Source organism: Pseudomonas sp. BF-RE-21 (assembly GCF_019947305.1).
Taxonomy (GTDB): Bacteria; Pseudomonadota; Gammaproteobacteria; order Pseudomonadales; family Pseudomonadaceae; genus Aquipseudomonas; species Aquipseudomonas migulae.
Window position 1 is genome coordinate 207,180 of record NZ_JAGYGF010000005.1, and the last position, 20,401, is coordinate 227,580.

Here is a 20,401-nt window from a genome sequence, read left to right on the forward strand (position 1 = left end):
TTAGCTGTTTATCCCTGGGGACAGGTGTTCTGGATCAGGTGCCATGCCATAAAAACGCTGGCCGTGTGCATATCCGTTTTTTCGGTTGCGGCGGCTGGCGGTTTCGCCCTTACGGCGAGTCACTTTGGAAAAGCCCCAAAGTAACCAAAGGGCTCTTGCCCCTTTCGTTCGGTGCCTCGCTAATGCTCGGCATGCCCTCGCTCCGGTCCTGCTCCGTGGGCACGCCGCGATCGGCCATCCTTGGCCGTGCGCGGCTAACCCGGCATCCATGCCGGGTTGCCCACTGCGCAGAACCTCCACTCGGCCTCTCGAGGGGGCGACTACCGCCACAGCCGTCGAGGCGGCCTGAAAGCCGACCTGGCTCTTTGGGGGTACGCGTTGTCCTTCTCTGCTGCGCTCACCCATTCCGGACATGTACACCGATCCCCTGTAGGAGCCGGCTTGCTGGCGATGGCGGTGGGTCAGTCGACGCATTTATTGATTGGACGGACGCTATCGCCAGCAAGCCGGCTCCTACACGGGGATTGGGTTCACACGACTCAAAATTGTAGGAGCCAGCTTGCTGGCGATGGGCGTCAACGATAACGAGGGCTGTCTGAATGAACGCGTCGCCCCGACGTTTTTCGCCGGCAAGCCGGCTCCTACAGGGATCTGCGTACGCTTTTGATTTCCACCACTCATCAGGCCGAGCGTTAGCTCGCCTTCCGCTTTTGATCTGAGCGCCCCCTCGAGAGGCCGAGCGCAGGTTCTGCGCAGTGGGCAACCCGGCATGGATGCCGGGTTAGCCGCCCCCGGCCATGGATGGCCGATGGCGGCGGGCCCACGGAGCAGGACCGGAGCGAGGGTATGGCGAGCATTAGCGAGCCACCGAACGAAAGGGGCAAGAGCGCTTGGTTACTTGGCGCTTCTCCAAGTGACTCGCCGTAAGGGCGAAACCATTAGCAGCCGTGACCGCAGCAACGGATATGCCCCCCCCTCAAAAAACCAGCGCACAAAAAAAACGGCCAACCCGCAAAGCGGATCAGCCGTCATCTCAACCAATCAAGCAAACAACAACAATCAAGCGCTCAGCGAATAAATCAACGCCGAAATAGCCACCAAACCAACCGCCGTCACAAACACATTCGACGCTTGACCACGGAAACGTGCCATCGCCGGCACCTTGCGGATCGCATACATCGGCATCAGGAACAGAATCGCCGCAATGATCGGGCCACCGAGGGTCTCGATCATCCCCAGAATGCTCGGATTCAGCGTCGCCACAATCCAGCACACCACCAGCATGAACGCCGCGGTCATACGGTCCAGCGTCTTGGCTGCCGGACGCTTGCCACTCTTCACGATCAGGCCTTTCAGACCTTCACTGGCACCGATGTAATGCCCGAGGAACGACTTGGAAATCGCCACAAACGCAATCAACGGCGCCGCAAACGCGATGGTCGGGTTGCTGAAGTGGTTGGCCAGGTACGACAGGATCGACAGGTTCTGCGCCTTCGCTTCCGCCAGTTGCGCCGGCGACAGGGTCAGCACGCAGCTGAACACGAAGAACAGCACCATCACCACCATCAACACATGGGCGCGGGACAGGATCTGCGAGCTGCGCTCTTCCGCGTGCTCGCCGTAGCGACGCTTCTGGTCCACCGCGAACGCCGAGATGATCGGCGAGTGGTTGAACGAGAACACCATCACCGGGATCGCCAGCCACAAGGTGTGCAGCAGCGCCGACGGCTCAGGCAGCGTCGATGCCGTGGTGAGGATGCCGCCGTTCCAGTGCGGAATCAGGAACACCGCCAGAAACAGCAACGCCACGATGAACGGATACACCATCAGGCTCATCGCCTTGACGATCACTTGCTCGCCGCAACGCACCACCGCCAGCAGGCCGAGGATCAGCACAAACGACAGCACGGCGCGCGGTGGCGGCATGATGTGCAGTTGATGCTCAAGGAAACTGCCCACGGTGTTGGTCAGGGCCACGCTGTAGATCAGCAGGATCGGGAAGATCGCGAAGAAGTACAGCAAGGTGATCAGCGCACCGGCCTTGATGCCGAAATGCTCTTCCACCACTTCTGTGATGTCCGCGCCTTCACGACCGGACAACACGAAGCGGGTCAGGCCACGGTGCGCGTAAAACGTCATGGGGAACGCCAGCAGCGCCAGGACCAGCAACGGCCAGAAACCGCCCAGACCCGCATTGATCGGCAAAAACAGGGTACCGGCCCCGATGGCCGTGCCAAACAGGCCGAGCATCCAGGTGGTGTCATGACGATTCCAGCCCTCAAGGCTGACAGGGTTCGCCGCTACATAGCGTTCGTTAACGCTATTGGCCTGATCATTCATCCGGTGGGATCTCCACATTCCGGTCAGTTGCTACCCGGCCAGGACGAGTCGGAAAAATCCGACAGGCAGCGCCCTGGCCGAAACAGGGGCGCGATTCTCCGGGATTAATGAACAGAAGCAAAGACTTAGCTGAGGAATGGTTGTGCGGATCAGCAAATCTGCAGCGAACACACCCCTGTAGGAGCTGGCTTGCCAGCGATGGCGGACGGAAGAAAACCGCAATATCCAAAATCTTTCGCCGGCAAGCCGGCTCCTACAATTTCGGTTGAGCCTCAATCACGCACAAACGCTTCATCGCCAAAGCCAGCTTCGACTTGATAAAGGTTTGCCATCATGTATTTTAAGTAAACCTGCATCCCTTCCGGAGACCTTCCATGCCACTGGTTCGCATCGACATCAAAAAGCATCAGGACCCCACCCACGCCAAACGCATCGGGCAGTTGATCTACGCCGCCATGCACAGCGCCATCGGCGTGCCGGAAAACGATAATTTCCAGATCCTCGCCGAACACGACGAGCAGCACTTCATCTTTGACACGCAATACCTGGGGATCGACCGCAGCGACAAACTGGTGGTGATTCAGATCACCCTGAGCGAAGGCCGCACCGTCGAGCAGAAAAAACTGCTCTACAAAACCATCGCCGAGAGCCTTAACGCTGAACTGGCGGTGCGCCTCGAGGACGTTTTCATTAATCTGGTCGAAGTGAAAAAAGAGAACTGGTCGTTCGGCAACGGAATTGCCCAGTACGCCCTCTGATCGCCATCCTTTATCTTTGTGAGCCGCCAATGCCCCGTGTTTCCCGCAAACAAGCCGAACTCAACCGCGAGATTATCGTCGAGGCAGCCACGCGGCTGTTTCGCGAACGGGGCGTGCATGGCATCAGCGTCATCGACGTCATGGCGGCGGCAGGCCTGACACATGGCGGTTTCTATGGGCATTTCGAGTCCAAGGAAGCCTTGGCCCAGGAGGCCAGTAGCCTCGCATTCCAGCAATCGGCAGACCGCTGGAAAGACTGGATCGCCGCCAATGAAGACAAGAACGCCGCTCGTCAGGCCTTGATCAAACCCTACCTGTCGGCAGCCAGCCGCGATAATCCGGGCGACAGCTGCCCGGTGACGGCGTTTGCCGGTGACATGTGCCACGAAACCGCCGAAAGCGGCCTGCGCCAAACGTTCATGGACGGTCTCGACTCATTGCTCGGCACGTTCGCCCCCCTGATGGATACCGGCGATGACGCCCGCGATCGACAGCAGGCGCTGGTGCAGTTCTCGTTGATGGTCGGCGCCCTGACGCTGGCCCGCGCAACCCGTGGCGAACCGTTGTCCGATGAGATTCTGGACGCGGCGCGCAGCTTTTTGACAGCGCCATAACCTCTCCCTCCTGTTCCGCTATGATCATCTGGTAGCGCTGCGACCTTGATCGTTGCCAATGCACTTTGAAGCCAGCAATCTCTAGGGATTTTCAAGTCACAGGAGCCCAGCATGCCCGCAACCGTTCTGGTACTGGTTGAAACAATCAATGATTACTTGCCGATTCTGGAGCATCAGGGGTTTCACCTGATTCTGGCACCGACCCCCGCCGAGCGCGCCGAGGCCATTGCCACCCACGGCGCCCGGATCGATGCGGTCCTGACCCGTGGCCCGTTAGGTTTGTACGCTGACGAAATAGCCGCGCTGCCGGCGCTGAAGATCATTTGCGTGATCGGTGCCGGCTACGAACACGTCGACCTGCAAGCCGCCGCCGACCGGGGCCTGACCGTCACCAACGGCGCGGGCGTCAACGCTTCTTCGGTCGCCGACCATGCGATGGCGATGCTGCTCTCGCTGGTGCGTGATATCCCGCGCTGCGACGCCGCCGTAAGACGGGGCGAGTGGCCGAAGATCATGCGCCCTTCCCTCGCCGGCAAACGCCTGGGCATCCTCGGCCTCGGCGCGGTCGGCATGGCCATCTCCAGGCGCGCGGCCAACGGTTTCGACATGACGGTCAGCTACCACAACCGCCAGCATCGCAGCGATGTGCCGTACAGCTTCTGTTCGACGCCTACCGAACTGGCCCGCGTCTCGGATTTCCTGGTGGTGGCCACGCCCGGCGGAATCGGCACCCGAAACCTGATCAATCGCCCGGTGCTGGACGCGCTGGGTCCTAACGGTTTTCTCGTCAACATCGCTCGGGCCAGTGTCGTGGTGACCGCTGATCTGATCGGCGCACTGGAACAGCGACGCATTGCCGGCGCGGCACTGGATGTCTTCGACCACGAACCTCAGGTGCCGGAGGCCTTGAAAGTCTTGAGCAATGTCATCCTCACGCCGCACGTCGCGGGACTGTCTCCGGAAGCGACCCAGGGCACGGTCGAACTGGTCGGGCGCAACCTGATGGCGTTCTTTTCCGGTGAACCGGTGCTCACCCCCGTCGCCCTGCCGGCCAATGCGAATCAGGCAGCGCTGTGACAACATTCAAACAGGTGTATCAAAAGCAATGATTGCCCGGCAACACGCTCACCTATAAGGGCTGATCGTGGTTGTCGGTGCCGGGTGTGCACATTAGATTAGCCAATAGTCTCAGGCCTCCAGAATAAGCAGAAGGGATAAGCATGGCGCTTACTGACCAGTCCACCCGTATCCGCTCCGGCGAAGAACTCGATGCCAGCCTGATCGATCCGTACCTCAAGGCCCACATTCCGGGCCTCAGCGGTTTGCCGCAAATCAGCCAGTTTCCCGGCGGTGCGTCGAACCTCACCTACCTGCTGGAATACCCCGAACAGGAATTTGTCCTGCGTCGGCCACCGTTTGGCCACAAGGCCAAGTCCGCCCACGACATGGGTCGCGAATTCCGCATCCTCAATCAACTGCGCGACGGTTTTCCGTACTGCCCCAAAGCCTACGTGCACTGCACTGACGAATCGGTGATCGGTGCCGAGTTCTATGTGATGGAACGGGTCAACGGGATCATCCTGCGCTCCGAACTGCCGCCGGAACTGGGCCTGGATTCGGCGAAAACCGAAGCACTGTGCAAGAGCTTCATCGACAAGTTCGTTGAACTGCACCAGGTCGACTACAAGGCCTATGGCCTCGGTGATCTGGGCAAACCCGAAGGTTATGTGGCGCGGCAGATCAAAGGCTGGAGCGACCGCTACGAAAAAGCCCTGACCCCGGACGCCCCGCAATGGGACGTGGTCAAAGCCTGGCTCAACGACAAAATGCCGGCCGATCACCCGACCTCAAGCATCGTACACAACGACTACCGCTTCGATAACGTGATCCTCGACCCGAACAACCCGATGCAGATCATCGGCGTGCTCGATTGGGAACTCACCACCCTCGGCGATCCGCTGATGGACCTGGGCAACACCCTCGCCTACTGGATCGAAGCCGGCGACCCGGCCCCGGTGCAAATGATGCGCCGCCAGCCGAGCCACGCCCCGGGCATGCTGACCCGCCGCGAGTTCGTCGATTACTACGCCCAACGCGCCGGCATCCAGATCGACAACTTCGACTTCTACTACACCTACGGCCTGTTTCGCCTGGCCGGCATCGTGCAGCAGATCTACTACCGCTTCTTCCATGGTCAGACCCAGGACAAACGCTTCGCGCAGTTCATTCACATGAACAAACTGCTGGAGCAGATGAGTTTGCAGGTCATCCAGAAATCCAGCCTCTGATACAACACACCACTTGTAGGAGCCAGCGATGCGGCGACCCGACTTGCCGGCGAATTGGACACTGCGGTGTATCTGTAATACCGCGTAATCGCTCTTCGCCGGCAAGTCGGGTCGCCGCATCGCTGGCTCCTACAGTACAAATGTCAGGCCTATAACAAGGAACTCCCATGTCCAAGACCCAGTTGTTCGACCTCGACGGCAAGATCGCTTTCGTCTCCGGCGCCAGCCGCGGTATCGGTGAAGCCATCGCCAAACTCCTGGCCCAGCAAGGCGCCCATGTCATCGTCTCGAGCCGTAAACTCGAAGGCTGCCAGCACGTCGCCGACGCCATCATCGCTGCCGGCGGCAAAGCCACCGCCGTCGCGTGCCACATCGGCGAAATGGAACAAATCAGCCAGGTCTTCGCCGGCATCCGCGAACAGTTCGGCCGCCTGGACATCCTGGTCAACAACGCCGCGACCAACCCGCAGTTCTGCAACGTGCTGGACACCGACCTCAGCGCCTTCCAGAAAACCGTCGACGTCAACATCCGCGGCTACTTCTTCATGTCCGTGGAAGCGGGCAAACTGATGCGTGACAACGGTGGTGGCAGCATCATCAACGTGGCATCGATCAACGGCATCTCGCCGGGAATTTTCCAGGGCATCTACTCGGTGACCAAGGCAGCCGTGATCAACATGACCAAGGTGTTCGCCAAGGAATGTGCGCAGTTCGGGATTCGCTGCAACGCCCTGCTGCCGGGCCTGACCGACACCAAGTTTGCCTCGGCGCTGGTGAAGAATGATGCGATTTTGAAGACTGCACTGGCGCAGATCCCGCTGAAGCGCGTGGCGGATCCGAGTGAAATGGCGGGGGCGGTGTTGTATCTGGCGAGTGATGCGTCGAGTTACACCACGGGAGTTTCGCTGAATGTGGATGGCGGTTTTCTTTCCTGAGAAAGTCCGTCAATTGTAGGAGCCCGGCTTGCCGGCGATGGCAATCTCGAGAACGCCATCGCGGTAAGCCTTGCATACCCAAATGTAAAATTACGTCTTTTCAGCCGGGATAATTTTCACCCACAACTCAGGTACAGGGAGCTATTGAGTCACGCACCGAGTCAACGTGGTCTCCCTTGTCACCTGCCCTTCAGCCCTTGCGTCACCCAACACATCGGTTTTTTCAGACGTGTCACACGTGCGTTGAGGTATCGGAGGTGGGGCGGCGGGAGGTGGCGGCGGTGGACTGGCGCAACCGCTGAGTATCGTTATGCAAAAGGCAAGCGACAAAGGCGCAAACGTGCATTTCCCAAGAATGTTCATAGGTAGGCCCGCGGCAACTGATTGTCAGATATCTGTGAAACAAATGGATTTCCGCCTATTCACGGTCCGGTCACAGAGTTTTACCCACTTATTGCTTATAGCCCACTCGACCGCTTCTGCCACCCTGCATCGATGTTTCTTGCCCAATCCGCCAGTGCAAATGCCTACGACCATTAGAGAGGTCACGCCATGCAGTAATCCTGGAGTGCCGACTCAATCGTTGTTCCAGTCTCTGCGTGTATTAACCCCCTTGATACCGATGCGCAGCCCTACTCTTCAGAAGAAGCTATTCCTACTTTGTACCCGGAGGGTACGAAGGTGATTCCGGTCCACGATGGAACATCAGGGGAAAAAATCCTTGCCGTTACGAACGCAGGCGTTGTGAAGACAACACGCCAGGTAATACCGTCTTTTACCATCACCTGAGGTTCCGTCGGCGTCACAACAGGTGGAAGCCATGAATCCAACGTTTTCATCTCCACCTGTTTGCCAAGCAAACTATCCCCTACCGGCCTCAACGTAATTTTAAAACTACTGCCAGCCTTTACACCGGGTACAAGCCCTGCGTGTGGTACGAATCCGCTCCAAGACGATGACTCCACGTAAATTGAAGAAACCGAATACCAAGGATGAGGAGGCGGCGTGACAATACATGGAAACGTCAAAACCTCAGTAAAGTCCATCGCGAACAATATCAACGTGGCTTTTCCGATAATGGATTGTGGAGTGATTGTAAACTCCGCGATGCCGCCGCTCACTGTCACCCAACCCTTCGGGGCTATATCGATATTGGCCAGTTCGACGTCGACCACCTCCAGCCTGATTTGTTTACCGTCCAACAAGTTCGAAACGATCTTCAAAACATGTGAATCAGGCGCCTTCAGCGCAATCGGCGAACCCGGCAGATGCTCGACTCCATCTACAAATATCTTTGAGTCCTCCCACGAGTCAGGCTCTGAAAACTTTCGGCTCGTTTCGATTTCCATTATGAAACCCCTCTGATAACGCCGTGTTAAAAAGACACGGCCCACTATCAGAAAGATCGGGCAAGAGAGCTACTGTCAAACATGACAGTTCAACTAGAACAAAATGCTATAGCCCCTTCACTTTTGATAATCCCCTACAGGATCGCATTCGGTCGACCCAGACTATTGCTTTCAAGCTCATAACGCAGTTCTTCGATCAGCGCCTGCACAGCGTCCGGCGTTCCGAGCGTTGTTAAGCTCAACCCACTGACCACCAGATCCACCTGCCCGGAAACCGGATGATAGAGCTTCACTGTGAGCGAATGATCCCCCGTAAGCGTGCACTCACAGGCCAGCGGCGAAAAACTGCGTTCCAGTTGCAGACGTAATTGCGCCAGGGAAATCATTGCGATTCACCTTGGCGACGGCGCATAAACCTGTGCGCTCTGAACGTGACCATGTGACGGTTCCTTTTCCTGTATCGAGGGGGACGCGAAGACTCGTATCTCACCCTTACAGCCTAAAAACCGCCGAGCCCGATCAGAACATCCATTTGCACTGCCTCAACTAGTGCATTTGCACCTTACCGCTGCCCTTTGGATCGCCACTCACCGGAAAACAATCCCCGCTCGCGTGCCCAGACAATCGCCTCGCTGCGACTGTGCACATCGAGCTTGGAGTAAACCGTCGATACGTGATTGCGCACCGTATTGGGGGCCAGTTTCAGGCGCGCGGCGATTTCCTTGTCGGCCAGGCCTTCGCAGATCAGGCCAAGCACATCGCGCTCCCGGGCCGTCAGGTCGGTAAACGACACACTGGGCAATTTCGGCGAATTGGCGCTCTTCACATTGGCGAGTTTTTCGATCAGCGTACGGCTGAACCAGGACGCGTCTTGCATCACTTCTTCGATGGCCGCCACCAACTCCAGCTCGGTACGTTTGCGCTCGGTAATGTCCATCAACACCAGCAGATAACAAGGGTTGTCCTGAATGTTCACGGTGTCGGCGCAAATCGCGCAATCGATCAGTTGAGCGTCTTTTTTTCGGATACGCACATCGATGCGATCAAGGCGGCCGGTTTTCTCCAGCGCCGCAAACAGCCGAGTGCGGTCGCCTTGATCGTGGATGAAATCGATCTCCGCGAGGGTCTTGCCCAATACGTCTTCGCTGGGGTACGCGAGTGTATCGAGGAAGGCTTCGTTGACGTCGATCACCACCTGATCGCCAGCACCGCACACGAGGGTGGGCACCGGGGTCAATCGAAAGGCCTTGGCGAAACGTTCCTCGCTCTGGCGCAGGGCAACTTCAGCCTTGTGCCGTGGCTCCATGTCGACGAAAGAAAACAGCATGCAGTCTTCGTCGTTCAGCTCCAGCGGCTGGCCTGCGACGATGACCTGTTTGCTGCTGCCATCGGCCAACTTCAGCTCGGCCTGCATTTGGGGAATGGTGGTGTTTTCGCGCAAACGCTCGATCGCCAGGTCTTTCTTTTCGGCGCCTTCAAGGACGTCCAGTTCATAGGTCGAAACACCGATGACTTGATCGCGGGCATACCCGGTCATGTCCAGAAAACCCGAATTGACCTTGATGTAGCGCAAATCGCTGAGGCGGCAGATCACCGCCGGGGCCGGGTTGGCATTGAAGGTCTTTTCAAAACGCTGCTCGGCGCTGGCCCATTCGGTGACATCGTCCATGATCAGCACCAGCGACTCCGGCGCCCCTGCACTGTCGGCCAGGACCATGCTGCGCACGTTGTGAACCCAGGTGCGATCCTCGTCGGCGGTCGGCGTCACCTCCACCAACACATCGCTGAAGGTCTCGCCCCGGGCAACCCGGTTGATCGGGTAATTGTCGGTCGCCACCGGGTGGTTATTGCGATAGCGCAACGCGAAACGCCGGGCATATTCCCTGGCGTTCGCGCCCAACTCGCTTATCCGGCTGACGCCGTGCATGGCCAGCGCAGCATCATTGGCCCACACAATGGTCTGGTCGAGCTCCAGCAGAATCACCCCGTCGGACAAACCGGCAATGATCTGCTGCAACTGGCGGCGATTGGTTTCGGTGGTCAGGACGTCCTGGCTCATTGGATCTCCACAATGGCGGCCGCGCCAACGTGTGGCGCTCTGTGAAGATTACGACCGCGAGGGGTGGGGATCGTGCGGCAAACATCCGAATCCGTAGGAGCGAAGCTTGCTCGCGAAGGGGCCATCGACTTCACTATCACTGTCGATTGAACGGGCGCCTTCGCGAGCAAGCTTCGCTCCTACATGGGCTTACGCGAATTTCTGACGTTTATGCCGCGAGCTGCCCCCCGGCAATCGCCGCCGAAGCCGCCAGCATCGCCCGCAACAACACCGCACACCCGGCCGCCAGGTCATCCGGCGCGGCGTTTTCGATTTCGTTGTGGCTGATGCCGCCTTCGCACGGGACGAAGATCATCCCGGCCGGGCCGAGCTCCGCGAGGAAGATTGCGTCGTGCCCTGCTCCGCTGACGATGTCCATGTGCGACAAACCGAGCCCTTGCGCCGCACCGCGTACCGCTTCGACGCAGCCCTTGTCGAAGTACAGCGGCGGGAAGTCGGCGGTGGGGGTCAGTTCGAACGTCAGGCCGTGTTCTTCGCAAGTGGTTTCGATCACTTCACGTACTTCAGCGATCATCGAGTCCAGCCTCGCCGGTTCCAGATGACGGAAATCGAGGGTCATGCGCACTTCACCGGGGATGACGTTGCGTGAGCCGGGATAGGCTTGCAGGCAACCGACGGTGCCACACGCGTGGGGTTGATGGCCGAGGGCGGCGCGGTTGACCGCACCGACGATCACGGCGGCGCCAACCAGTGCATCCTTGCGCAGGTGCATCGGGGTCGGGCCGGCGTGGGCTTCGACGCCGCGCAGTTTCAGGTCGAACCATTTCTGCCCGAGGGCGCCCATCACCACACCGATGGTTTTGTGTTCGTCCTCAAGGATCGGGCCTTGCTCGATGTGAGCTTCGAAATACGCGCCGACCGCGTGACCGCTGACTTTTCGTGGCCCGGCATAGCCGATGGCGTTCAGCGCTTCACCGACGGTAATGCCTTCGGCGTCGACCTTGGCGAGGGTTTCTTCGAGGGTGAATTTTTCCGCAAACACGCCAGAGCCCATCATGCACGGGGCAAAACGCGAGCCTTCTTCGTTGGTCCAGACCACCACTTCCAACGGCGCTTCGGTTTCCACGCCCAGGTCGTTGAGGGTGCGCAGCACTTCGACCCCGGCCAGTACGCCGAAGCAGCCGTCAAACTTGCCACCGGTGGGTTGGGTATCGATGTGGCTGCCGGTCATCACCGGTGGCAGGTTCGGGTTGCGGCCGGGGCGGCGGGCGAAGATGTTGCCGACGGCGTCGATGCTGACGGTGCACCCAGCCTCCTCGCACCACCTGACGAAAATGTCCCGGGCCTGGCGATCGAGGTCGGTCAGGGCCAAGCGACACACGCCGCCCTTGACCGTGGCGCCAAGCCGGGCCAGGTCCATGAGCGACTGCCACAGGCGGTCGCGGTTGATATGCTGATGGGTGGATTGCAGAACGTCTACGGCCGCGTTCATGGTGATCTCCTCAGGCAGTTGTTATAGGTTTTTCAGGCAGTTCTTTGGTGTTTGTGGCGCCGCCTTCGCGGGCAAGCCTCGCTCCTACAGGTTTGCGTATTCCTTGTAGGAGCGAAGCTTGCTCGCGAAGAGGCCAGTGCTCACACCGGAGATTTCGCGATAGACGGGCTTGGCCGCACCGAGCACAACCCGTAATAAATCAACCCGCCCAGCGCCGAGCCAGTGAACCAGCCATAACTGTAAAACCAGCTGAACGCATCGCTGCCCAACGACAGCAACGTCAGCACCACCGGCACGCCGAACGCGATAAATCCATACCAGTTCCACGCCGGGTACACGTCATCGCGATACAACCCGGCCAGGTCCAGTTGCTGTTTCTTGATCAGGAAATAGTCCACCACCATGATCCCGGCGATAGGCCCGAGCAGGCTCGAATAACCCAGCAGCCAGTTCGAATAGACCGTTTCCAGGCTCAGGTCCGAGACAATCAACCCAAGTTTCTTCAGCAATTCATGGCCCATCAGCAACAACCCCACCAGCCCGGTGAGCAACACCGCCTTGGTGCGGTTGATCACCTTCGGCGCGATGTTCTGGAAGTCGTTGGTCGGCGACACGATGTTGGCCGCGGTGTTGGTGGACAACGTGGCGATGATGATCAACGCCATGGCCAGCGCGACCCAGACCGGGCTCTGGATATGGCCGATCAACGTCACGGGATCGGAGACGGTCACGCCCACCAGTTTCACCGACGCGGCAGTCATCACCACGCCCAGCGAGGCGAACAGGAACATCGTCAGCGGCAAGCCGATGATCTGCCCGACAATCTGGTCTTTCTGGCTCTTCGCATAGCGGCTGAAGTCGGGAATGTTCAGCGATAACGTCGCCCAGAACCCGACCATCGCGGTCAGCCCGGCGGCGAAATAGCTGACCACACTGGCGCCTTCCGGACGCTTGGCCGGGATCGCCAGCAACTCGGTCATCGACACGTTCGGCATCGCCCACACCAGCAGACCGACACCCACCAGCACCAGCAGCGGCGCAGACAGCGTTTCAAGCCATTTGATCGAGTCGGCGCCGCGAATCACCACCCACAGGTTCAGCGCCCAGAAGACCATGAAACCGATGACTTCACCGGTGCCACCGAGGGATTTCCAGCCCTCGAACACCGAGCCCAGAAACAGGTGAATCGCCAACCCGCCGAACATCGTCTGGATGCCGAACCAGCCACACGCCACCAGCGCACGGATCAGGCAGGGAATATTGGAACCGAGGATGCCGAAGGACGAACGCAACAACACCGGGAACGGAATGCCGTATTTAGTGCCGGGGAAAGCATTCAGGGTCAGCGGGATCAACACGATGATGTTGGCGAGCAGAATTGCCACCAGCGCCTCGCCCACCGTCAGGCCGAAATAGGCGGTCAGCACACCGCCGAGGGTGTAGGTCGGCACGCAGATCGCCATGCCGACCCATAGCGCGGTGATGTGCCATTTGTTCCAGGTTCGTTCGCGCACCTTGGTCGGTGCCATGTCGTGGTTGTATCGGGGACTGTCGAGGACATCGCTGCCGGCTTCGAGCTCGAACAAGCCGTCGCGCTCGGTCACTTGCGATCTGATCTGTTGCATGGCCGCTCCACTGTTCTTTGAATTATTTTTTGCTCATCGGGGGCTGGCGGCATCAATAAACGTGCCGGGCACTCCGAATACGCATCGGGCAGTTCCATAAAAACGTTGCAACTAACTGATGTTGATCAGTTTTATATCTATCTCCAGTGAGTACTCGGCGACGTGTCTGTTCTATCAGGCTAAAGGCCAGGCAAGTTGTCCGAACCGTCAGGACTCAATCTGGTGCGTCGATCTTTTTTTCAAAGTTGCGCATCAACCATAGACCATTCTCAAGCGGCTGATTTCACATAAGAAATCTCGTCTATTTTTGGAACCTGTCAAGTGCGTCAAAATGGTGAGAGGCCTCATCATTTTGGTGATTAATCGATTTAGTTATTATTTATCAATAGCTTAAAACGGTTATATGCTTATAAAAAATATTCTTGCTCAATCCTTGAACTCATACTAGCTTCTAATCCTGACAGCGTTGACAGGAATACGACCGTTGACGCCTGCTGCATATAAAACAGTTAGAACTGACACCAGTCAGTCATTGCCTGCGAGGAACTCGGAATGTCTCTGTTGATCCGTGGCGCCACCGTTATTACCCATGATGAAAGTTATCGCGCCGACGTCTATTGCGCCGACGGCGTGATCAAAGCCATCGGTGACAATCTTGATGTTCCGGCGGGTGCCGAAGTGCTCGACGGCAGCGGCCAATACCTGATGCCCGGCGGCATCGACCCACACACGCACATGCAACTGCCCTTCATGGGCACCGTGGCCAGCGAAGACTTTTTCAGTGGCACGGCGGCGGGACTTGCCGGTGGCACCACGTCGATCATCGACTTCGTGATTCCCAACCCGCAGCAGTCGTTGATGGAAGCGTTTCATCAGTGGCGCGGCTGGGCGGAAAAATCAGCGTCGGACTATGGCTTCCACGTGGCGATCACCTGGTGGAGCGAGCAGGTCCGTGAGGAAATGGCCGAGCTGGTCAGCCATCACGGGGTCAACAGCTTCAAGCATTTCATGGCCTACAAGAACGCGATCATGGCGGCCGATGACACCCTCGTAGCGAGTTTCGAGCGCTGCCTGGAATTGGGCGCCGTGCCGACCGTGCATGCGGAAAACGGCGAACTGGTTTATCACCTGCAACGCAAGTTGATGGCCCAAGGCATTACCGGCCCTGAAGCGCATCCGCTGTCGCGCCCTTCGCAAGTCGAAGGTGAAGCGGCGAGCCGGGCGATTCGTATCGCCGAAACCCTGGGCACGCCGCTGTACCTGGTTCACGTGTCGACCAAGGAAGCCCTCGACGAAATCACCTATGCCCGCAGCAAGGGCCAGCCAGTCTACGGCGAAGTGCTGGCCGGGCATTTGCTGCTGGATGACAGTGTCTACCAGCATCCGGACTGGCAGACCGCCGCCGGTTATGTGATGAGCCCGCCCTTCCGTCCTCGCGGCCATCAGGAAGCGCTTTGGCATGGTTTGCAGTCCGGCAACCTGCACACCACCGCCACCGATCACTGCTGTTTCTGCGCCGAGCAAAAAGCCGCGGGGCGTGACGACTTCAGCAAGATCCCGAATGGCACTGCCGGTATCGAAGACCGCATGGCCGTGTTGTGGGATGAAGGAGTGAACACCGGGCGTTTTTCGATGCAGCACTTTGTGGCGCTCACCTCCACCAACACCGCGAAGATCTTCAACCTCTACCCGCGTAAAGGTGCGATTCGCGTGGGTGCCGATGCGGATCTGGTGCTGTGGGATCCCGAGGGCACGCGCACGATTTCGGCGAAGACGCATCACCAGCAGGTCGACTTCAACATCTTCGAAGGCAAGACCGTGCGCGGTGTGCCGAGCCACACGATCAGCCAGGGTCGGGTGGTCTGGGCAGACGGGGATTTGCGCGCCGAGCGTGGAGCCGGGCGCTATGTCGAACGGCCGGCGTATCCGGCGGTGTTTGATTTGCTGAGCAAGCGGGCGGAGTTGAATCAGCCGGTTGCTGTGAAACGCTGAGAGCGGCCTTCGGCCTATCGCTGGCAAGCCAGTTCCTACAGGGGAATGCATTTCAACTGTAGGAGCCAGCTTGCTGGCGATGGCGTCGGCCCAGGCGACAAAAAACCAATGCCCATCAGAGGCAGTTACCTCAAATAACCGTGAGGCCAACACCGTGATCAAGACCCTGACCCACCTCCCGCATCCCGTTGAGAATGCGGCCGCCCTCGCCGGCCACTTCACCGATCTGGCGCCGCCGCTCAACGATCGCCAGGCGCACCTGGAAGCCTCGCGCTGCCTGTATTGCTACGACGCGCCGTGCGTGAATGCCTGTCCGAGCGACATCGACATTCCCTCGTTCATCCGCAATATCCATCAGGACAACGTGCAAGGCGCGGCGCAAAAAATCCTCTCGGCGAACATCCTCGGCGGCAGTTGCGCCCGGGTCTGTCCGACCGAAATCCTCTGCCAGCAAGCGTGTGTGCGTAACAACGACCATGAATGCGCGCCCGTCTTGATCGGCCTCTTGCAACGTTACGCCGTGGACAATGCGCACTTTAGCGAACACCCCTTCCCGCGCGCCGCCGCAACCGGTAAACGCATCGCGGTGGTAGGGGCTGGTCCGGCCGGTTTGTCCTGCGCTCATCGCAGTGCCATGCACGGGCATGACGTGGTGATTTTCGAAGCACGGGAAAAGGCTGGCGGCCTCAACGAGTACGGAATCGCCAAGTACAAACTGGTGGACGATTACGCACAGAAGGAGCTGGATTTCCTGTTGCAGATCGGTGGCATCGAAATCCGTCACGGGCAAAAGCTCGGTGAAAACCTGACCTTGAGCGATCTGCATCAGCAATTCGACGCGGTGTTCCTCGGCCTCGGTCTCAATGCCAGCAAACAGCTGGGACTGAATCACGAGGACGCCCCCGGCCTGCTCGCCGCCACCGAATACATCCGCGAGTTACGCCAGGCCGATGACCTGACACAACTGCCTTTGGCCGACCACTGCATCGTCCTCGGCGCCGGCAACACCGCCATCGACATGGCCGTGCAAATGGCCCGCCTCGGCGCGCATGACGTGAATCTGGTGTACCGCCGCGGTGTCGAGGACATGGGCGCCACCCACCACGAACAAGACATCGCCAAAGCCAATCAGGTGCGCTTGCTGACGTGGGCGCAACCCGAAGAAGTATTGCTCGATGATCAAGGCCACGTGCGCGGCATGCGCTTCGCCCGCACACAGTTGGTAGAAGGTCGCCTGCAAACCACTGGCGAAACCTTCGAACTGGTCGCCGATGCGATCTTCAAAGCCATCGGCCAGGCCTTTGACTCAAGCGCCCTCAGCGACCCGCTGGCCCGTGAACTCAAGCGTCAGGGCGATCGGATTGCCGTCGATGAACAGCTGCGCACCAGCATCCCCGGCGTGTATGCCGGCGGCGACTGCACCAGCCTCGATCAGGACCTCACCGTGCAAGCCGTGCAGCACGGCAAGCTGGCTGCCGAGGCGATCAACGCTCAATTGATGCTCAACGTGGAGGCTGCGTAAATGGCCGATCTTTCGATTGTCTTCGCCGGCATCAAATCCCCCAACCCGTTCTGGCTGGCCTCTGCGCCGCCGACTGACAAGGCCTACAACGTGGTCCGCGCCTTTGAGGCCGGCTGGGGTGGCGTGGTCTGGAAAACCCTGGGTGAAGACCCGGCGGCGGTCAACGTGTCGTCGCGCTACTCGGCGCATTTCGGCGCCAACCGTGAAGTGCTGGGCTTCAATAACATCGAGCTGATCACCGACCGCTCGCTGGAGATCAACCTGCGGGAAATCACCCAGGTGAAAAAGGATTGGCCGGACCGCGCCTTGATCGTGTCGCTGATGGTGCCCTGCGTCGAAGAATCCTGGAAACACATCCTGCCGCTGGTGGAAGCCACCGGCGCCGACGGCATCGAGCTGAACTTCGGCTGCCCTCACGGCATGCCGGAACGGGGCATGGGCGCGGCGGTCGGTCAGGTGCCGGAGTATGTCGAGCAGGTCACCCGCTGGTGCAAGACGTATTGCTCGCTGCCGGTAATCGTCAAGCTCACGCCGAACATCACCGACATCCGCGTCGCCGCCCGCGCGGCCCATCGCGGCGGTGCCGATGCGGTGTCGCTGATCAACACGATCAACTCGATCACCAGCGTTAACCTGGAACGCATGGTCGCCAACCCCATCGTCGGCAGCCAAAGCACTCACGGCGGTTATTGCGGCTCGGCGGTGAAGCCGATTGCGTTGAACATGGTCGCCGAAATTGCACGCGACCCGCAGACTCAAGGCTTGCCGATCTCCGGTATTGGCGGCATCGGCAACTGGCGCGACGCGGCGGAATTCATCGCGCTGGGCAGCGGCTCGGTGCAGGTGTGCACGGCGGCGATGCTGCATGGTTTCCGGATTGTCGAGGACATGAAGGACGGTTTGTCACGCTGGATGGACAGTCAGGGTTACGCCAGCGTGTCGGAATTTTCCGGGCGCGCGGTGGGCAATACCACGGACTGGAAGTACCTGGACATCAACTATCAGGTGATCGCGAAAATTGACCAGGAGGCGTGTATCGGTTGCGGTCGCTGCCATATCGCTTGCGAAGACACCTCGCACCAGGCGGTGGCCAGCCTCAGGCAGGCGGATGGGACGCACAAATATGAAGTGATCGATGACGAGTGTGTGGGCTGCAATTTGTGCCAGATCACTTGCCCGGTGCAGGACTGCATCGAGATGGTGCCGATGGAGAACGGCAAGCCGTTTCTGGATTGGAATCATGATCCGAGGAATCCGTACCATGTCGCAGTTTGAGTGATGCGTTGTCTGGTCTGACGCCTTCGCGGGCAAGCCTCGCTCCTACAGGTACAGCGCGGTACCTGTAGGAGCGAGGCTTGCCCGCGAAGAGGCCATCAGCAACACCCGAGATATCAGGGCTCCAACCCGATCCCCCGCAATATCACGCTCGTCACCGTCTGCACCGCCCGCTCGAACTGCATGTCCGACAGCGGCTGGTGATCGTTCAGAATATTCACCTGATGATCAAAGTCGGCGTAATGCTGAGTCGACGCCCAGATCATGTACAGCAGGCTGGAAGGCTCCACCGGCAGGATGCGTTTGTCGTCCACCCACTGGCGAATTTTCGCTTCTTTCATCTTGGCCCAGTCGTACAGGCTGGCGTCGAGTTTCTCACCCAGCGTCGGCGCGCCGTGGATGATTTCGTTGGCCCAGACTTTCGAGCCGTAAGGCCGGCTGCGCGAGTGGTTCATCTTGGCGCGGATGTAACTGCTGAGCACCACGCGCGGGTCATCGAACATCTCGAAGCACAGCGCATCCTGCTTCCACACTTCAAGTAAATCGAACAGCACGGCGCTGTAGAGCTCGGTCTTGGTGCTGAAGTAGTAATGCAGATTGGAGCGCGGCAGTTGCACTTCAGCGGCGATGTCCGCCATGGCGGTGCCGCCGAAACCTTTTTCGGCGAAGACCTTTTCGGCCCCGAGCAGAATTTTTTCGACGTTACTGCGGCGAATCTCGATCTTGTGATTGCCCATGAGGGCTCCCTGACAACAGCGTTGCTCAAGACTAGCATCCGCCCTACATCGCGGCGACAGCGGAAAACGAAACTTCGTACACCCGCCCGCTCGCGCTCGCAGTTAAACTGTCGCCCTTCTTCGAACCTGCCTCTGAGGTATCCACGATGCTTTTCAAGAAAACCCTGACCGCTGCCGCCCTGCTCGGCTCGCTGCTCGCCGCTTCGTCGGTGTTTGCCCATGCTCATCTGAAAAGCCAGACGCCGGCTGCCGACAGCACCGTGAGTGCGCCGTCGGAATTGCGCCTGGTTTTCTCCGAAGGTGTCGAAGCGGCATTCACCAAAGTCACGATCAGCAAGGACGGCGCCAACGTTGAGGTGAAAAGCCTGGCCACCGAAGGCAGCGATAAAAAGACCCTGGTCGTGACCCCGGCTGCGCCACTGGCGGCGGGCGCCTACAAAGTCGAATGGCATGCGGTGTCGGTCGACACCCACAAAAGCGAAGGCGCCTACAGCTTCAAGGTTGGCCAGTAATTCATGACGAGCGCGATGGTGCTGTGCCGCTTCCTGCATTTCACCGTGGTGCTGATGCTGTTCGGGGTCTGGGTATTCAGGCCGCTGCTGTTGGGTCATGAGGCGTTATTGGACAAAACGCTGGCGCGAGTCAGCCGCTGGCTCGCCTCGGTCGCATTGGTCAGCGGCATCGCCTGGCTGCTGCTGATCACCGTCAGCATGGCCGGTGCGTGGGAGGCGGCGTTCGATCCGTCGACCTTGCGCCTGGTGCTGGGCAATACGTTTTTCGGCCAGGTCTGGCGCTGGCATCTGCTGCTCAATGGTTTGCTGATGGTTGTGCTGCTGACCCCGCTTCACGTCAGCCTGCCCTTGCGCCTGGTCCTCGGCGGCCTGCTGCTGGCGACGTTGGCGCCGGTCGGTCACGGCGCGATGCTCGACGGCCTCAGCGGCCAGTTGCTGATCCTCAATCAAATCATTCACCTGACCTGCGTCGGCGCCTGGCTCGGTGGATTGTTGCTGCTGGTGATGATCCTGCGGCAACCGGCTGGCCATGCTGTCCGCGAAATACTGCAACGCTTCAGCGGTGTCGGTTATGCGCTGGTGGCGGGACTGGTGATCACCGGGCTGATCAATGTGCGGGTGTTGACCGGGCAGTTCTGGCCGACCCCGTTGCTGTCCGGGTTTGCCTTGATTCTGCTGATCAAGGTGCTGCTGGTGAGTGCGATGCTGGGGTTGGCGCTGTTCAATCGGCAGCGGATCAAGGATTGCGAGCAGCGCATGGCGACGCTCAAAACCAGCGTGATTATGGAGTGGCTGCTGGGCATTGGCGCGGTGGCGGCAGTCTCCCTCCTGGGCACCATGCCCCCGATGATTACCGGATAAAACACGCCCCCTGTAGGAGCCGGCTTGCCGGCGATGGCGTAC

17 protein-coding genes are annotated in these 20,401 nt (G+C 59.3%); 10 read left to right on the forward strand and 7 right to left on the reverse strand.

All coding sequences use genetic code 11. The features are described 5' to 3' along the window. Positions 1-1,059: 1,059 nt before the first annotated feature. Entirely contained in the window at positions 1,060-2,340 is a 1,281-nt protein-coding gene (locus tag KGB25_RS06325) for an HAAAP family serine/threonine permease (RefSeq protein ID WP_223434621.1), read from the reverse strand. 374 nt (positions 2,341-2,714) lie between these two features. On the opposite strand from KGB25_RS06325, the gene KGB25_RS06330 reads away from it, so the two are divergent. The 5 genes from KGB25_RS06330 to KGB25_RS06350 all read left to right on the forward strand — a co-directional run bounded on the left by KGB25_RS06330 (position 2,715) and on the right by KGB25_RS06350 (position 6,935). Continuing rightward, on the forward strand, positions 2,715-3,098 hold the full coding sequence (locus KGB25_RS06330; protein WP_223434622.1) for a tautomerase family protein: 384 nt from the start codon (positions 2,715-2,717) through the stop codon (positions 3,096-3,098). A gap of 29 nt (positions 3,099-3,127) precedes the next feature. After that, positions 3,128-3,712 carry a TetR/AcrR family transcriptional regulator gene (locus KGB25_RS06335; protein ID WP_223434623.1) on the forward strand — a complete coding sequence of 195 codons (585 nt, stop codon included), beginning with the start codon at positions 3,128-3,130 and terminating at the stop codon, positions 3,710-3,712. 111 nt (positions 3,713-3,823) lie between these two features. Continuing rightward, the gene (locus KGB25_RS06340; RefSeq protein ID WP_223434624.1) at positions 3,824-4,789 is read left to right on the forward strand and encodes a 2-hydroxyacid dehydrogenase; all 966 of its coding nucleotides are present in this window, start codon (positions 3,824-3,826) and stop codon (positions 4,787-4,789) included. 143 nt (positions 4,790-4,932) lie between these two features. Beyond that, positions 4,933-6,000 carry a phosphotransferase family protein gene (locus KGB25_RS06345; RefSeq protein ID WP_008036793.1) on the forward strand — a complete coding sequence of 356 codons (1,068 nt, stop codon included), beginning with the start codon at positions 4,933-4,935 and terminating at the stop codon, positions 5,998-6,000. Between the two features lie 167 nt (positions 6,001-6,167). Then, on the forward strand, positions 6,168-6,935 hold the full coding sequence (locus KGB25_RS06350; protein WP_008036792.1) for an SDR family oxidoreductase: 768 nt from the start codon (positions 6,168-6,170) through the stop codon (positions 6,933-6,935). 632 nt (positions 6,936-7,567) lie between these two features. Here KGB25_RS06350 and KGB25_RS06355 read toward each other — a convergent pair. From KGB25_RS06355 to KGB25_RS06375, 5 genes are all read right to left on the reverse strand, one after another. Next, positions 7,568-8,284: a hypothetical protein gene (locus KGB25_RS06355; protein ID WP_223434625.1), complete on the reverse strand. Its 717-nt coding sequence runs from the start codon at positions 8,282-8,284 to the stop codon at positions 7,568-7,570. Positions 8,285-8,418: 134 nt separating this feature from the next. Next, the gene (locus KGB25_RS06360; RefSeq protein ID WP_207285651.1) at positions 8,419-8,670 is read right to left on the reverse strand and encodes a DUF1652 domain-containing protein; all 252 of its coding nucleotides are present in this window, start codon (positions 8,668-8,670) and stop codon (positions 8,419-8,421) included. A gap of 176 nt (positions 8,671-8,846) precedes the next feature. Next, entirely contained in the window at positions 8,847-10,343 is a 1,497-nt protein-coding gene (locus KGB25_RS06365; protein ID WP_223434626.1) for a helix-turn-helix transcriptional regulator, read from the reverse strand. Positions 10,344-10,551: 208 nt separating this feature from the next. Continuing rightward, the gene (locus KGB25_RS06370; RefSeq protein WP_223434627.1) at positions 10,552-11,835 is read right to left on the reverse strand and encodes a Zn-dependent hydrolase; all 1,284 of its coding nucleotides are present in this window, start codon (positions 11,833-11,835) and stop codon (positions 10,552-10,554) included. Between the two features lie 140 nt (positions 11,836-11,975). Next, a complete protein-coding gene (locus KGB25_RS06375; protein ID WP_008036778.1) occupies positions 11,976-13,460 on the reverse strand; it encodes an NCS1 family nucleobase:cation symporter-1 in 1,485 nt (494 codons plus the stop codon). 552 nt (positions 13,461-14,012) lie between these two features. Here KGB25_RS06375 and hydA point away from each other — a divergent pair. From hydA to preA, 3 genes are all read left to right on the forward strand, one after another. Continuing rightward, positions 14,013-15,452: a dihydropyrimidinase gene (gene hydA, locus KGB25_RS06380; protein ID WP_008024835.1), complete on the forward strand. Its 1,440-nt coding sequence runs from the start codon at positions 14,013-14,015 to the stop codon at positions 15,450-15,452. A gap of 154 nt (positions 15,453-15,606) precedes the next feature. Further along, positions 15,607-16,974 carry an NAD(P)-dependent oxidoreductase gene (locus tag KGB25_RS06385; protein WP_008024837.1) on the forward strand — a complete coding sequence of 456 codons (1,368 nt, stop codon included), beginning with the start codon at positions 15,607-15,609 and terminating at the stop codon, positions 16,972-16,974. After that, the gene (preA, locus tag KGB25_RS06390; protein WP_192227454.1) at positions 16,975-18,249 is read left to right on the forward strand and encodes an NAD-dependent dihydropyrimidine dehydrogenase subunit PreA; all 1,275 of its coding nucleotides are present in this window, start codon (positions 16,975-16,977) and stop codon (positions 18,247-18,249) included. It begins immediately after the preceding gene. A gap of 116 nt (positions 18,250-18,365) precedes the next feature. Here the strand turns inward: preA and KGB25_RS06395 are convergent, their stop codons facing one another. Then, a complete protein-coding gene (locus KGB25_RS06395) occupies positions 18,366-18,986 on the reverse strand; it encodes a TetR/AcrR family transcriptional regulator (protein ID WP_008024841.1) in 621 nt (206 codons plus the stop codon). A gap of 146 nt (positions 18,987-19,132) precedes the next feature. Here KGB25_RS06395 and copC point away from each other — a divergent pair, with 146 nt between their 5' ends. Further along, positions 19,133-19,498 carry a copper homeostasis periplasmic binding protein CopC gene (gene copC / locus KGB25_RS06400; RefSeq protein ID WP_008036774.1) on the forward strand — a complete coding sequence of 122 codons (366 nt, stop codon included), beginning with the start codon at positions 19,133-19,135 and terminating at the stop codon, positions 19,496-19,498. Between the two features lie 3 nt (positions 19,499-19,501). After that, a complete protein-coding gene (gene copD, locus KGB25_RS06405; RefSeq protein WP_223434628.1) occupies positions 19,502-20,359 on the forward strand; it encodes a copper homeostasis membrane protein CopD in 858 nt (285 codons plus the stop codon). Positions 20,360-20,401 lie beyond the last annotated feature (42 nt).

Coding starts and splice junctions, on each gene's coding strand:
- KGB25_RS06325 (WP_223434621.1), bottom strand. CDS start 2,340: ATGAATGATCAGGCCAATAGCGTTAACGAACGCTATGTAGCGGCGAAC.
- KGB25_RS06330 (WP_223434622.1), top strand. CDS start 2,715: ATGCCACTGGTTCGCATCGACATCAAAAAGCATCAGGACCCCACCCAC.
- KGB25_RS06335 (WP_223434623.1), top strand. CDS start 3,128: ATGCCCCGTGTTTCCCGCAAACAAGCCGAACTCAACCGCGAGATTATC.
- KGB25_RS06340 (WP_223434624.1), top strand. CDS start 3,824: ATGCCCGCAACCGTTCTGGTACTGGTTGAAACAATCAATGATTACTTG.
- KGB25_RS06345 (WP_008036793.1), top strand. CDS start 4,933: ATGGCGCTTACTGACCAGTCCACCCGTATCCGCTCCGGCGAAGAACTC.
- KGB25_RS06350 (WP_008036792.1), top strand. CDS start 6,168: ATGTCCAAGACCCAGTTGTTCGACCTCGACGGCAAGATCGCTTTCGTC.
- KGB25_RS06355 (WP_223434625.1), bottom strand. CDS start 8,284: ATGGAAATCGAAACGAGCCGAAAGTTTTCAGAGCCTGACTCGTGGGAG.
- KGB25_RS06360 (WP_207285651.1), bottom strand. CDS start 8,670: ATGATTTCCCTGGCGCAATTACGTCTGCAACTGGAACGCAGTTTTTCG.
- KGB25_RS06365 (WP_223434626.1), bottom strand. CDS start 10,343: ATGAGCCAGGACGTCCTGACCACCGAAACCAATCGCCGCCAGTTGCAG.
- KGB25_RS06370 (WP_223434627.1), bottom strand. CDS start 11,835: ATGAACGCGGCCGTAGACGTTCTGCAATCCACCCATCAGCATATCAAC.
- KGB25_RS06375 (WP_008036778.1), bottom strand. CDS start 13,460: ATGCAACAGATCAGATCGCAAGTGACCGAGCGCGACGGCTTGTTCGAG.
- hydA (WP_008024835.1), top strand. CDS start 14,013: ATGTCTCTGTTGATCCGTGGCGCCACCGTTATTACCCATGATGAAAGT.
- preA (WP_192227454.1), top strand. CDS start 16,975: ATGGCCGATCTTTCGATTGTCTTCGCCGGCATCAAATCCCCCAACCCG.
- KGB25_RS06395 (WP_008024841.1), bottom strand. CDS start 18,986: ATGGGCAATCACAAGATCGAGATTCGCCGCAGTAACGTCGAAAAAATT.
- copC (WP_008036774.1), top strand. CDS start 19,133: ATGCTTTTCAAGAAAACCCTGACCGCTGCCGCCCTGCTCGGCTCGCTG.
- copD (WP_223434628.1), top strand. CDS start 19,502: ATGACGAGCGCGATGGTGCTGTGCCGCTTCCTGCATTTCACCGTGGTG.